10 protein-coding genes, 2 rRNA genes and 1 riboswitch (1 of these 13 cut by a window edge) are annotated in these 13,810 nt (G+C 41.5%); of the genes, 4 read left to right on the top strand and 8 right to left on the bottom strand.

The window, feature by feature from the left end:
- The first annotated feature begins 68 nt into the window (after positions 1 to 68).
- The 4 genes from pyk to groL all read left to right on the top strand — a co-directional run bounded on the left by pyk (position 69) and on the right by groL (position 5,485).
- Complete coding sequence (gene pyk / locus DDU33_RS05370) at positions 69 to 1,508, top strand: pyruvate kinase (RefSeq protein ID WP_108923585.1); 1,440 nt, start codon at positions 69 to 71, stop codon at positions 1,506 to 1,508.
- A 216-nt stretch (positions 1,509 to 1,724) separates the two neighbouring features.
- Positions 1,725 to 1,834: riboswitch (glycine riboswitch) on the top strand.
- 104 nt (positions 1,835 to 1,938) lie between these two features.
- Positions 1,939 to 3,306 (top strand): alanine/glycine:cation symporter family protein, encoded by a 1,368-nt coding sequence (locus DDU33_RS05365; RefSeq protein WP_108923583.1) that lies wholly within the window; start codon positions 1,939 to 1,941, stop codon positions 3,304 to 3,306.
- 134 nt (positions 3,307 to 3,440) lie between these two features.
- Positions 3,441 to 3,731 carry a co-chaperone GroES gene (locus tag DDU33_RS05360; protein ID WP_108923581.1) on the top strand — a complete coding sequence of 97 codons (291 nt, stop codon included), beginning with the start codon at positions 3,441 to 3,443 and terminating at the stop codon, positions 3,729 to 3,731.
- Positions 3,732 to 3,841: 110 nt separating this feature from the next.
- On the top strand, positions 3,842 to 5,485 hold the full coding sequence (gene groL, locus DDU33_RS05355) for a chaperonin GroEL (protein WP_108923579.1): 1,644 nt from the start codon (positions 3,842 to 3,844) through the stop codon (positions 5,483 to 5,485).
- Positions 5,486 to 5,569: 84 nt separating this feature from the next.
- On the opposite strand, the gene DDU33_RS05350 is transcribed toward groL, so the two are convergent.
- The 8 genes from DDU33_RS05350 to DDU33_RS05310 all read right to left on the bottom strand — a co-directional run.
- On the bottom strand, positions 5,570 to 6,553 hold the full coding sequence (locus DDU33_RS05350; RefSeq protein ID WP_005818575.1) for a peptide ABC transporter ATP-binding protein: 984 nt from the start codon (positions 6,551 to 6,553) through the stop codon (positions 5,570 to 5,572).
- Between the two features lie 12 nt (positions 6,554 to 6,565).
- Positions 6,566 to 7,543: a dipeptide ABC transporter ATP-binding protein gene (gene dppD, locus DDU33_RS05345; protein WP_108923577.1), complete on the bottom strand. Its 978-nt coding sequence runs from the start codon at positions 7,541 to 7,543 to the stop codon at positions 6,566 to 6,568.
- 8 nt (positions 7,544 to 7,551) lie between these two features.
- Positions 7,552 to 8,442 (bottom strand): ABC transporter permease subunit, encoded by an 891-nt coding sequence (locus DDU33_RS05340; RefSeq protein ID WP_005818569.1) that lies wholly within the window; start codon positions 8,440 to 8,442, stop codon positions 7,552 to 7,554.
- A 23-nt stretch (positions 8,443 to 8,465) separates the two neighbouring features.
- Positions 8,466 to 9,470 carry an ABC transporter permease subunit gene (locus tag DDU33_RS05335; RefSeq protein ID WP_108923575.1) on the bottom strand — a complete coding sequence of 335 codons (1,005 nt, stop codon included), beginning with the start codon at positions 9,468 to 9,470 and terminating at the stop codon, positions 8,466 to 8,468.
- An 88-nt stretch (positions 9,471 to 9,558) separates the two neighbouring features.
- Positions 9,559 to 11,160, bottom strand: a complete 1,602-nt coding sequence (locus tag DDU33_RS05330; protein ID WP_108923573.1) for an ABC transporter substrate-binding protein — start codon at positions 11,158 to 11,160, stop codon at positions 9,559 to 9,561.
- Between the two features lie 156 nt (positions 11,161 to 11,316).
- Positions 11,317 to 12,906: an ABC transporter substrate-binding protein gene (locus DDU33_RS05320; protein ID WP_039895535.1), complete on the bottom strand. Its 1,590-nt coding sequence runs from the start codon at positions 12,904 to 12,906 to the stop codon at positions 11,317 to 11,319.
- 191 nt (positions 12,907 to 13,097) lie between these two features.
- Positions 13,098 to 13,213, bottom strand: a 5S ribosomal RNA gene (gene rrf, locus DDU33_RS05315).
- A 158-nt stretch (positions 13,214 to 13,371) separates the two neighbouring features.
- Positions 13,372 to 13,810 (bottom strand): 23S ribosomal RNA (locus DDU33_RS05310) (it continues 2,455 nt past the right edge of the window).

Raw genomic sequence — 13,810 nt, 5'->3', positions numbered from 1 at the left:
GTTTTGTGCTGTTTAACTACTGCAAAAGAAAATTTTTTCAAAATCTAAACTATTCTATGGAGTAATCAATGTCTAGAAAATTAAGAAGAACCAAAATTGTAACCACTTTAGGTCCAGCAACAGACCGTGGCAATACATTAGAGAAAATTATTGCTGCCGGTGCAAATATGGTTCGTATGAACTTTTCTCACGGTGTGCCTGAAGATCATATGGAACGTGCAAGCAAAGTACGTGAAATTGCAGCAAAATTAGGTAAAACGGTTGCGATCTTAGGTGACTTACAAGGTCCTAAAATCCGTGTGTCAACTTTCAAAGACGGTAAAATTTTCTTAAATATCGGCGACAAATTTACTTTAGATGCAGATTTACCACGTGGTGAAGGTCATCAAGAAGCTGTTGGTTTAGATTATAAAAATCTACCAAATGACGTTGTTCCGGGCGATATTCTTTTATTAGATGACGGTAACGTTCAATTAAAAGTATTAGCGGTTGAAGGCGTAAAAGTACACACTGAAGTAACTGTTGGTGGTCCATTATCAAACAACAAAGGGATCAACAAATTAGGTGGTGGTTTATCAGCGCCAGCATTGACAGAAAAAGATAAAGAAGACATCAAATTAGCTGCGAAAATCGGCGTTGATTACTTAGCGGTTTCATTCCCTCAATCAAGCGCAGACTTAAACTATGCTCGTCAATTAGCACAAGCAGCAGGTTTAGATGCGAAAATCGTAGCAAAAGTAGAACGTGCTGAAACTGTTGCAACTGAAGAAGCAATGGACGATATCATCTTAGGTGCAGACGTAATCATGGTTGCACGTGGTGACTTAGGTGTTGAAATTGGCGATGCAGCATTAGTTGGTGTACAAAAACGTTTAATCCGTCGTTCACGTAAATTAAACCGTGTGGTTATTACTGCAACACAAATGATGGAATCAATGATTAAGAAACCAATGCCAACCCGTGCGGAAGTTATGGATGTGGCAAATGCAGTATTAGATGGTACTGATGCAGTAATGTTATCAGGCGAAACTGCAAATGGTGATTACCCGGTTGAAACGGTTAAATCAATGGCAGAAGTATGTTTAGGTGCAGAAAAAATGCCTAGCATCAACATCTCTCGCCACCGTATGGAAGGCACATTTGCAAGCATTGATGAAGCTGTTGCAATGTCTGCAATGTACACCGCAAACCACTTAGAAGGCGTATCTGCGATTGTTGCATTAACTCACTCAGGCGAAACAGCAAAATTAATGAGCCGTATCAGCTCTGGTTTACCAATTTATGCAATGTCTCGTAACCAACGTGCGTTAAATCGTTGTGCGTTATACCGCGGTGTAACACCGGTATTCTACGATGAAGAAAGCCGTACTATTGATGGTGCGAAAAAAGCTATCGCATTATTAAAAGAACAAGGTTACTTATTAAGCGGCGATTTAGTGCTTCTTACTCACGGTGATGAGTTAAAAGAAGGCGGCACAAATACTTGCCGTATCTTAAAAGTTGAATAATTTATTCTGAATAATTTAAACCCACGTAATTACCTCATGTAACTACGTGGGTTTATTTTTTTCTGCAACGCTTGACGAATCCAAAAGAGTTGATAGAATCTTCTACCTCTTTTTAAAAGAGAATGTTCGGATGAAGGTAGCTGGAGAGAAATGAATTAACATTTCACCGACGAGGTAAACTCTTTCAGGTGCATATTATATGCGAGGACTGTTACTGGACGAACCCTTGGAGAGATCCAATCTGCAGATGCAGAAAATGGACGCCGAAGGCGAAAATATTAGGCAACTAATGTGAAACGCTCAGGCAAAAGGACAGGGGAGAAAAGTTTTATCTTAACAAGCGGTCATATTTTGCAAAATTTTTGCATTTTCTTACCGCTTGCATTTCGCTTTTCTTTCCTTGTAAACCGAATTTACGAGGAATTATCAAATGTCAATCGACACTATTTTAAGTCAAATCAGTAGTTTTATTTGGGGAGCTCCCCTGCTTATCCTCCTTTCCGGTGTAGGAATTTATTTCACACTGGCATTAAAAGGCATTCAGATTTCACAATTATTACGTGCTTTTGTCTACATGTTTAAGCCAGAGAAAAGTGAAGGACAAACAGGCGATATTTCTGCATTTGCTTCACTTTCCACGGCTCTTGCTGCAACCATCGGAACAGGTAACATTGTTGGTGTTGCAACGGCAATTCATTCGGGAGGTCCGGGGGCATTATTCTGGATGTGGCTTATTGCCTTATTAGGGATGGCAACAAAGTACTCAGAAGGGTTATTAGCGATCAAATTCAGAGGCCGAGATAAAGATGGCTTTATCGCTGGTGGTCCAATGTACTATATCGAAATGGGTATGGGTAAAAATTGGCGCTGGTTAGCCAAAGCTTTTGCTTTCTTTGGTGTCTTAGTTGCCTTAGTCGGGATTGGGACATTCCCACAGGTAAACGGTATTACACACTCTTTAGAAGCGACCTTTGATATTCCTATTGTGTTTAGCTCCATTGTACTGACCATCATTGTCATCGCAATTATTTTTGGTGGTGTAAAACGTATCTCTAAAATCGCAAGTGTGATCGTGCCATTTATGGCGGTTTCTTATGTAATCGCTTCAGTTTGTGTTTTAATTTTAAATGCTGAAAAATTGCCGGATGCAATTCTTTTAATCGTTCATGCGGCATTTGATCCTCAAGCGGCTTTAGGTGGTGCTGTTGGCTTTACCGTCATGCAAGCAATTCAACTCGGGGTCGCACGAGGAATTTTCTCTAACGAATCCGGCTTAGGTTCAGCCCCTATTGCGGCGGCTGCTGCACAAACAAAAGAGCCGGTTCGCCAAGGACTGATTTCTATGACAGGTACTTTCTTAGATACCATTATCGTATGTACAATGACAGGTCTTGTTATTGTTCTTACAGGAACTTGGAATGGTCAAACACAAGGAGCAGAATTAACCACACAAGCCTTTACGCAAGGTTTAGATAGCTCATTTGGTGCAATTGTGGTTACCGTAGGGTTAGTTTTCTTTGCTTTCACCACGGTTCTTGGCTGGTGCTATTATGGGGAGCGCTGCTTTGTTTACTTAACAAATGGACGAACAAAAGGGATTAAATTTTACCGTATCCTTTTTGTTGCCTTAATTGCTGCCGCACCATTCTTAGAACTCAAAACAATTTGGACTATTGCTGACATTGTGAATGGTCTGATGGCTTTCCCTAACCTCATTGCGCTTATCGCTTTACGTAAAGTGATCATTGAAGAAACAAAAAGCTATTTCTTCCGCTTGAAAAAGGGAGAAATTATGTAATCACTTAAAAACACGCCACTCGGCGTGTTTTTTTTTCATTTTTCTCTTGAAAATCACTTTTCTATCCCCAATCTAGCAAACTGTTACGCTTATAAGCGTAAAGTATTTTATTTTTAACTCAGAGGATAATAATTATGGCTCTTCGTCCATTACACGATAAAGTAATTTTAAAACGTGAAGAAGTTGAAACTAAATCTGCAGGTGGTATCGTTTTAACCGGTTCTGCGGCAACAAAATCAACCCGTGGTAAGGTTATTGCCGTTGGTACTGGCCGTATTTTAGAAAATGGCACTGTGCAAGCGTTAGCTGTTAAAGTTGGCGATACGGTTATTTTTAACGAAGGTTATGGCGTGAAATCAGAAAAAATTGATGGCGAAGAAGTGTTAATTCTTTCTGAAAACGATATTTTAGCGATCGTTGAATAAATTTGTAGGGACACACTGCGTGTGTCCAGCTACAACAAGCGGTTAAATCATTAAATATTTTTACAAATTAATCACGGACACACGCAGTGTGTCCCTACAAGGAATAAAAAATGGCAGCAAAAGACGTAAAATTTGGTAATGACGCTCGTGTAAAAATGTTAAAGGGCGTAAATGTATTAGCAGATGCAGTAAAAGTAACTTTAGGCCCGAAAGGTCGTAACGTAGTATTAGACAAAGCCTTTGGTGCACCAACCATCACTAAAGACGGTGTATCTGTTGCTCGTGAAATCGAATTAGAAGATAAATTCGAGAATATGGGCGCGCAAATGGTTAAAGAAGTGGCTTCTAAAGCAAACGATGCGGCAGGTGACGGTACCACTACTGCAACCGTATTGGCTCAAGCTATTGTAAATGAAGGCTTAAAAGCCGTTGCCGCAGGTATGAACCCGATGGATTTAAAACGTGGTATCGACAAAGCGGTGGCAGCCGTTGTTGAAGAGTTAAAATCGCTCTCTAAACCGTGCGAAACCTCAAAAGAGATTGAACAAGTGGGTACAATTTCTGCAAACTCAGACAGCACTGTGGGTAAATTAATTGCTCAAGCAATGGAAAAAGTGGGCAAAGAGGGCGTAATTACCGTTGAAGATGGTACAGGTTTAGAAGATGCGTTAGATGTGGTTGAAGGTATGCAATTCGACCGTGGCTACTTATCGCCATACTTCATCAATAAACCAGAAGCAGGCACAGTAGAATTAGAAAACCCATACGTTCTTTTAGTGGATAAGAAAATTTCAAATATCCGTGAAATTCTACCTGTATTAGAAGCAGTAGCAAAAGCGGGCAAACCGTTATTGATTATCGCAGAAGATATCGAAGGCGAAGCATTAGCAACTTTAGTTGTGAACACGATGCGTGGTATCGTGAAAGTGGCTGCAGTGAAAGCACCTGGCTTTGGCGATCGTCGTAAAGCAATGTTACAAGACATTGCGATTTTAACTGCGGGTACAGTTATCTCTGAAGAGATCGGTATGGAACTTGAAAAAGCGACTATCGAAGAGTTAGGTCAGGCAAAACGTGTGGTGATTTCAAAAGACAACACCACCATCATTGATGGCGTTGGCGATGAAGCACAAATCAAAGCTCGTGTTGCACAGATCCGCCAACAAATCGAAGACTCAACCTCAGACTACGACAAAGAGAAACTCCAAGAGCGTGTGGCTAAACTAGCTGGCGGTGTCGCAGTAATCAAAGTCGGTGCGGCAACAGAAGTTGAAATGAAAGAGAAAAAAGACCGTGTAGATGATGCCCTTCACGCAACCCGTGCTGCTGTGGAAGAAGGTATCGTACCAGGAGGTGGTGTTGCATTAGTTCGTGCTGCAAGCAAAGTCGCTGAGACCCTAAAAGGCGATAACGAAGAACAAAACGTGGGTATCCGCTTAGCACTTCGTGCAATGGAAGCACCACTTCGCCAAATCGTAACAAACGCTGGTGAAGAAGCATCTGTTGTCGCTCGTAATGTAAAAGACGGTAAAGGTAACTATGGTTACAATGCAGGTACAGAACAATACGGCGATATGTTAGAAATGGGTATCTTAGACCCAACTAAAGTAACCCGTTCTGCATTACAATTTGCGGCCTCTATCGCAGGTTTAATGATTACCACGGAATGTATGGTAACAGACCTACCAAAAGAAGAAAAAGCTGACCTAGGCGCTGGAATGGGCGGTATGGGTGGCATGGGCGGAATGATGTAATTCTCCCTCCATTTAAAAAGCCATTAGGATTATTCCTAATGGCTTTAATTTTTCACAAATCAGTAAATTACTGGTTTTATTTTCTCACGATACCACTTCAAAACAAGCAATTTTTCGACCATCTGCATAGGTTTCTAATTGCGGTTGTTCAATGCGACAGCGCTCTGTGGCAAATCGGCAACGTGCGTGGAAAGCACAGCCCTTTGGTGGGTTAAGCGGACTTGGGAGTTCGCCGGTTAATTTAATGCGCTCTTGTCGCTCTTCATGATTTAATTTTGGTGTAGCCGAAAGTAAGGCTTGTGTATAAGGGTGCTTAGGATTTTCAAAAATCTCGTTTACATTACCTTGTTCCACACATCTACCCAAATACATGACCATCACTTCATCTGCAATATGTTTTACCACCGATAAATCGTGAGAAATAAAGACATAAGAGAGTCCCATATCTTCTTGTAAATCCATCATAAGGTTTAACACTTGCGCACGTACAGATACATCTAACGCTGAGACAGGTTCATCTGCCACCACAATATCCGGCTGTAACATTAAGCCTCGTGCAATAGCGATACGCTGACGTTGTCCGCCTGAAAACATATGCGGATAGCGGTCATAAAATTCCGGTTTTAGCCCCACTTTTGCCATCATTTCCAACACTTTTTCTTTACGTTCCTTAGCAGAAAGATCAGTGTTGATAAGCAACGGTTCTTCTAAAATATCGCCCACTTTTTTACGTGGGTTTAAAGAACTGTACGGGTTTTGGAACACAATTTGAATTTTCTTACGGCGTAAAGCAGCGGTCTCTTTATCATTGACTAGAAAATTTTGCCCGTTATAAAAAAGCTCGCCTTCTGTCGGTTGTTCGATCATGGTGAGCATGCGCCCAAGGGTTGATTTTCCACAACCTGATTCGCCAACCACAGCAAGGGTTTTGCCACGTTCGAGCGTAAAAGATACGCCATCAACGGCTTTTACCAGCTTTGGCTTTTTGAACATGCCTTGCTTAACCGGATAGTATTTTTTTAGATTTTTTGCATCAAGAAGCGGTGAATTTTGTTCTGTTTTTTGCATATTTTTCTCCGATTATGCAGGTAATCCTTCCGCATTAAGCGGAGTATGGCATTTCACTTGTCTGCCATTGACCATTCGTAATTCAGGCTCTTGTTGTCGGCATTGCTCTGTTGCATACGGACAACGAGGGTTTAACAAACAGCCTTGTGGGCGGTCGTATTTCCCTGGTACAACGCCCGGCAACGATTGTAAGCGAGATTTCCCCTCAGCAAATTCCGGCAAGGCTTTTAATAAGGCTTGGGTGTAAGGGTGTAGAGGCGATTTAAAGATTTCCTCGGCTTTCCCTTCTTCAACCACTTGCCCTGCATACATCACAATAATGCGATGAGCTGATTCTGCCACTAACGCAAGATCGTGGGTAATTAAAATCAGTGCCATGTTTTCTTTACGTTGTAATTCAAGCAGAAGGTCGATAATTTGTGCTTGAATGGTAACGTCTAAAGCGGTTGTTGGTTCATCGGCAATCAATAATTTCGGATTGCAAGCAATTGCCATAGCAATCATGACACGCTGGCTCATACCGCCCGAAAGTTGATGCGGATAGACATCTAAACGAGAAGTCGGATCGGGAATTCCTACCATGGTTAAAAGCTCAATCGCACGTTCACGGCGAGAGGCTTTTGAGCCGCCTTGATGCACTTTTAAGGCTTCCATAATTTGGTAGCCTACGGTGTAGCTGGGGTTTAAGCTCGTCATGGCATCTTGGAAGATCATAGAAACATCAGCCCCTACGATTTTTTGTTTTTCTTTTGGTTTTAAGGCAAGTAAGTTGTTGCCGTTAAAGGTAAGATTTTCCGCCATCACTCGCCCTGGGAAATCAATCAGCCCCATAATGGCAAGCGAGCTTACCGATTTACCCGATCCCGATTCGCCAACAATGCCCAATACTTCGCCTTCATTTACCGTGTAGCTAATGCGATCAACGGCTTTAAAGGGGGCTTTTTCACTGCCGAAATGGACGGAAAGATTTTTCACTTCTAATAAACTCATCTTTCCTCCTATTGTTTGAGTTTTGGATCAAGGGCATCACGTAAGCCATCGCCCATTAAGTTAAAGGCAAGCACTAAAGATAAAATCGCTAAACCCGGGATAGTCACTAACCAGTTTGCCGATTGCATAAAGCCTCGAGATTCAGCAAGCATTGTGCCAAGTTCCGGTGTAGGTGGTTGAGCGCCGATACCTAAGAAACCGAGTGCTGCTAGCTCTAAAATGGCATTAGAAATGCCCATGGTCATCTGTACGATAAGCGGTGCTAAGCAGTTTGGTAAAATAACGATAAACATTAACCGCCATACACTCGCACCAGCAACACGTGAGGCAACCACATAATCACGATTTTTTTCACTCATCACCGAAGCACGTGTTAAACGCACGTAGCTTGGAATCGAGACGATCGCAATCGCAATGGCTGCATTCATCAGTGAAGGGCCGAGAATCGTTACCACGCCAATGGTTAATAAAAGGCTTGGTATAGCAAGCATGATATCGACAAATCGCATGATAAGGATATCCAACGTACCACCATAGTAACCTGCCAATAAGCCTAAAATAACGCCAAGTACACAAGACATAACCACAATGATTAACCCGATAAAGACGGAAAGTCTTGCGCCGTGGATAATGCGAGAGAGAATATCTCGCCCAATATCATCCGTACCGAGAATATAGCTTGCGTTACCGCCTTCAAACCACATTGGGGGAAGCAGTAATGCTGAACGATTTTGTGCAATCGGATCAAAAGGTGCGACCCATTCGGCAAAAATTGCCATAAAAAGCACAATTACAATAAAGGCTAAACCAATAACCGCCCCTCTGTTTTGACAGAAATAGTACCAAAACTCTTGTAATGGCGTTTTGGGTACGGGCGCTGAAAGTGTTGTTGAGGACATTAAAAATCACTCCTAAATTTTTATTAAGTATGGCGAATACGTGGATTCACAATGCCATAAACGACATCAACGAGTAAGTTCACTAAAATGATGATTGTCGCAATAATCAATACCGAACCTTGTAATACCGGGTAGTCTCGTGCGTTAATCGCATCAATCACCCATTTACCAATCCCCGGCCATGAGAAAATGTTTTCCGTTAATACCGCACCGGAAAGAAGTTGCCCCACAATCAAGCCAACCACAGTGACTACAGGAATTAAGGCATTACGCAATGCGTGAATAATGACAATACGGGTTGTGCTTAGCCCTTTGGCTTTTGCGGTACGGATATAATCTTCGCCTAACACTTCTAACATAGAAGAGCGAGTCATACGAGTGACAACCGCTAAAGGAATCGTACCAAGTACAATTGACGGTAAAATTAAAGATTTAATGGCAGCAATGAATGCTCCCGGTTCATCTGAAACCCAAGTATCGTAAAGCATAAATCCGCTATTGGCTTCAATCCAAAACTCTGAAGGTAAACGTCCCGATGCAGGTAGCCCTAACGGTGTGGAAAGGTAAAGAATTAGAATTAAGCCCCACCAGAAAATTGGCATGGAATAACCAGTTAAAGAAAGCGTTGTCACGACGTGGGAAATCCACGAATCTTTTTTCACTGCGGCAATCACGCCTAAAAAGATCCCCAAAATTAAAGACCATAACAAAGCAAAAAAAGCGAGTTCAACGGTCGCCGGGAAAAGAGTAAAAAATTCTTTTAAGACGGGTTCGTTATTACGAAACGAATTACCTAAATCGCCTTGTAATACACCCTTAATATAGTTGAAATACTGCTCCGGCAACGGTAAATCTAGCCCGAGTTGTGCCATCATTTGAGCATGAACCGCAGGATCTAAGCCGCGTTCTCCCATGCGGATTTCAATCGGATCCCCCGGGATAAGATGCACCAGCGCAAAAGTAATTAACGTAATCGCAATAAAAGTCGGAATGACCATTAAAATGCGTTTTAAAATAAATGAAAACATAATGAATAATAATCTTGCAAAATGTGAAGCGATTTAAACCGCTTGTTTTAAAAGATGGCACACTATTGTGCCATCCTATTAAGGCATATTATTTTGTTTCGACAAAATCAACACGGTAGAAATTATGTAAGCTGAATGGGCTTACTTTATAACCTGAAATTTCCTTACGAATCGGGAAGTAGGTTGTTGAGTGTGCAATCGTTACCCATGGTGCTTGTTCTTTAAAGAGAACTTGTGCCTTTTTATAAAGTTCTGTACGTGTTGCCTTATCTGTGGTTTGTACCGCATCTGTGACAAGTTTATCAAAATCTTTGTTACAGAATTTTGCGTAGTTCGCCCCAGCTTCTACAGCTGCACAACTTAATAGCGTATTGAGGAAGTTGTCCGGATCGCCGTTATCGCCGTTCCAGCCCATCATCCCTGTTTTATGTTCGCCATCACGTTGGCGTTTGATGTATTCGCCCCATTCGTAGCTGACAATTTTCGCATTCACGCCAACTTTTTTCCAATCTTCTTGGATCATTTCAGCCATACGGCGTGCATTTGGGTTATACGGGCGAGAAACCGGCATTGCCCATAAATCTGTTTCAAAGCCGTTTTCAAAGCCGGCTTCTTTTAATAGGGCTTTTGCTTTTTCCGGGTTGTAGTCGTAATCCACTACGTCATTATTGTAGCTCCACATTGTTGGTGGAATTGGGTTTTTCGCTTTTTCGCCCGCACCTTGATATACAGACTTGATAATCGCATCTTTATTAATTGCATAGTTTAAAGCTTGGCGAACTTTAACATTATCAAAAGGTGCTTTTTGTGTATTAAAGTGTAAATAGCCGATATTTAGACCTGCTTGGCTCATTACATTGATGTTCGGATCTTTTTGTAATGCGTCTAAATCAGCCGGGTTTGGATAAGGTGCAGCATGACATTCGCCTTTTTGTAATTTTGCCATTCGTACTGAAGCATCCGGCGTAATAGCAAAGACCAAGCGGTCGATTTTTGCTTTTCCTTCCCAGTATTGTTCAAAGGCTTTATAGCGCACTTGTGAGTCTTTTTGATAATCAACAAATTGGAAAGGACCTGTACCCACCGGGTTTTGGTCAAGTTTTTCCGGTGTGCCGGCTTTCGCTAATTGATCTGCATATTCTGCCGAGAAAATAGAAGCAAAATCCATCGCTAAATTGGCTAAAAATGGGGCGTTAGGCACTTTTAAGCTAATTTTAACCGTGTAATCATCCACTTTTTCCACTTTATCAATGATATTTTGCATATCCATACTGGTGAAATACTCATAATTTCCACCTGAAACTTTGTGGTATGGGTGCGCTGGATCTAATTGGCGGTTAAATGAAAAAACAACGTCATCTGCATTAAAATCACGGCTTGGTTTGAAATCTTTAGTCGTATGGAATTTTACGCCTTTGCGTAAATGAAAGACGTATGTTTTACCATCTTCAGAAACATCCCACTTTTCAGCCAAAGAAGGAATCACATTTGTGCTTCCATCTTCAAAATCCACAAGACGGTTAAAGATAGTCTGACCAATCGCATCAAATGTGCCACCATCTGTGGCAAATTGTGGGTTCATGTAAGTCGGCGATGCTTCTAAACAGTAAACAAACGTTTTTGGCACAGCCACTGCCGTTGCAGAAGCAAGTGCTAAACTCATTAATGAAAATTTCGCTAATTTTTTCATGGCTCACTCCCAAAGTGTTATACATAATAATGAAAGATTTATTGAATATACTTATTTTTGGCTTAACATCAAGCTATTTAAAAGCAAAGCGGTTAAATTTCATGGAAATTTTGCAAAATTTCACAGAAATTCAACCGCTTATCAAGAAAATAAAGGCTATTCTAATTCGACTCCATAGAAATTATGTGACATAAAAGGACTTACCACATAATTGCGAACCTCCTTACGAACCGGGAAATAGGTTGTTGAGTGAGCAATTGGCAACCATGGTGCTTGTTCATGGGCAATCACTTGTGCCTTTTTGTACATTTCCGCACGTTTTTCTTTATTTGATTCTTGTGCTGCCTTTGTGACTAATTCATCATACTCTTTATGACAAAAATGGGCATAATTCGATCCGGCTTTAACCGCATGACAACTGAGTAATGTATTTAAGAAATTGTCTGGATCGCCATTATCGCCCGTCCAGCCCATCATACCCGTAATATGCTCACCGTTTTCCATACGTTTGAGGTATTCTCCCCATTCATAACTCACAATTTTGGCATTCACACCGATTTGCTTCCAATCCTCTTGGATCATTTCAGCCATGCGGCGTGCATTTGGGTTATAAGGGCGAGCAACCGGCATTGCCCAAAGTTCTGTCTCAAAGCCATTTTCAAAACCGGCTTCTTTTAACAAGGCTTTTGCTTTTTCCGGGTTATATTCATATTCAGGGATTTCATCATTATAGCCCCAAATTGTCGGTGGCATTGGATTTTTCGCAACCACGCCTGTGCCCTGATAAACGGATTCTAAAATCGCTTTCTTATTTACTGCATAATTTAAAGCTTGGCGAACTTTTTGATTATCCAGCGGCTTTTTGTCCATGTTCATCGTGATATAACCGATATTTAAGCCGGATTTAGTGAGCAAGTTTAAAAGATCATCTTTTTTCATCTGTTCAATGTCTGCCGGATTCGGATATGGCATTGCCTGACATTCATTTTTCTGCAATTTTGCATAACGCACCGTAGCATCAGGCGTTACGCTAAAGACAAGACGATCAAGTTTAGAACGACCTTGCCAGTATTGTTCAAAGGCTTTAAAGCGAACATAAGCATCTTTTTGGAAGCCTGCAAACTCAAAAGGACCCGTTCCAATCGGTTGGGTATCGACTTTTTCCGGTGTTCCTGCTTTTAACATCTGATCGGCATATTCCGCCGAGAAAATGGAAGCAAAATCCATCGCGATATTTGCCAGGAAAGGCGCATTCGGTACTTTAAGTACGAACTTTACTTTGTGGTCGTCGATTTTCTCAATTCGCTCAATGATATTTGGCATATCCATGCCTAAGAAGAATTCATAGCTTCCGCCCGATACTTTATGGAAATAGTGATCTTTATTTAGCTGACGGCTGAAAGAAAAAATCACATCATCAGCATTAAAATCTCGGGTCGGTGTGAATTCTTTATTTGAGTGGAATTTTACGCCTTTGCGTAGGTAGAAAGTATAGATCTTGCCATCTTTAGAAACATCCCATTTTTCGGCTAAAGAAGGGATTAAATTTGTTGTGCCACGCTCAAAATCCACTAAGCGATTATAAAGTGCTTGAGATGTGTCTAAAGTTGCACCATCTGTTCCAATCTGAGGGTTCAGATAAGCTGGAGAAGCTTCAATACAGTAGGTGAATGTTTTGGGATTTGCGAGTGCAGCTCCCGACAATGTAAGTAAAGCAAGTAAAGAGAGTTGTGAAAGCTTTTTTATGTTATTCCTGTTATAAATTTAAATTTATAGCTTGGAGTTTACTTTTACTCTCTAAAATGATCAACGTTTAGAAAAAAAGATTTTTAGGAAATATGCAAAATGATCTATGGATATGAGTAAATCGAATACTAAAAGAATATAAAAAAGCAAAAACCCCAAGCCTATCTCTAAGCTCAGGGTTCCTTAATTCAATCCGGCGATGCCCTACTCTCACATGGGGAAGCCCCACACTACCATCGGCGTTACGGCATTTTACTTCTGAGTTCGGAATGGAGTCAGGTAGAACTACCGCACTATGGTCGCCAGAATATCCGGTCGATGATTGTTATCTCTTTTCTTTTGTTCTTTCTTTAATCTTAATTCGAAACAAGCTGTCTGAGTATCTTTATTCGTTTTTTGTTTAGTTCGTTTAAGCTTTTCGCTTATCAACTCTCTCACGTTCCTTCCAAAAACGCTTGAGGTTGTATAGTTAAGCCTCTCGGGCAATTAGTACACGTTAGCTCAATGTATCACTACACTTACACACCATGCCTATCTACGTCGTAGTCTCCAACAACCCTTACAGTCTTATAGACTGGGAGAACTCATCTCAAGGCAAGTTTCGTGCTTAGATGCTTTCAGCACTTATCTCTTCCGCATGTAGCTACCCGGCAATGCGTCTGGCGACACAACCGGAACACCAGGGATGCGTCCACTCCGGTCCTCTCGTACTAGGAGCAGCCCCTTTCAATTCTCCAACGCCCACGGCAGATAGGGACCGAACTGTCTCACGACGTTCTAAACCCAGCTCGCGTACCACTTTAAATGGCGAACAGCCATACCCTTGGGACCTACTTCAGCCCCAGGATGTGATGAGCCGACATCGAGGTGCCAAACACCGCCGTCGATATGAACTCTTGGGCGG

This window comes from Actinobacillus porcitonsillarum (genome assembly GCF_003101015.1).
Classification (GTDB): Bacteria; Pseudomonadota; Gammaproteobacteria; order Enterobacterales; family Pasteurellaceae; genus Haemophilus_A; species Haemophilus_A porcitonsillarum.
This window is presented reverse-complemented; position numbering and strand designations above follow the sequence as displayed.

Bases quoted from the DNA above. Each gene is read 5' to 3' on its own strand.
- DDU33_RS05335 (WP_108923575.1), bottom strand. From the start codon at position 9,470: ATGTTTTCATTTATTTTAAAACGCATTTTAATGGTCATTCCGACTTTT.
- DDU33_RS05350 (WP_005818575.1), bottom strand. From the start codon at position 6,553: ATGCAAAAAACAGAACAAAATTCACCGCTTCTTGATGCAAAAAATCTA.
- DDU33_RS05365 (WP_108923583.1), top strand. From the start codon at position 1,939: ATGTCAATCGACACTATTTTAAGTCAAATCAGTAGTTTTATTTGGGGA.
- DDU33_RS05340 (WP_005818569.1), bottom strand. From the start codon at position 8,442: ATGTCCTCAACAACACTTTCAGCGCCCGTACCCAAAACGCCATTACAA.
- DDU33_RS05330 (WP_108923573.1), bottom strand. From the start codon at position 11,160: ATGAAAAAATTAGCGAAATTTTCATTAATGAGTTTAGCACTTGCTTCT.
- dppD (WP_108923577.1), bottom strand. From the start codon at position 7,543: ATGAGTTTATTAGAAGTGAAAAATCTTTCCGTCCATTTCGGCAGTGAA.
- groL (WP_108923579.1), top strand. From the start codon at position 3,842: ATGGCAGCAAAAGACGTAAAATTTGGTAATGACGCTCGTGTAAAAATG.
- pyk (WP_108923585.1), top strand. From the start codon at position 69: ATGTCTAGAAAATTAAGAAGAACCAAAATTGTAACCACTTTAGGTCCA.
- DDU33_RS05360 (WP_108923581.1), top strand. From the start codon at position 3,441: ATGGCTCTTCGTCCATTACACGATAAAGTAATTTTAAAACGTGAAGAA.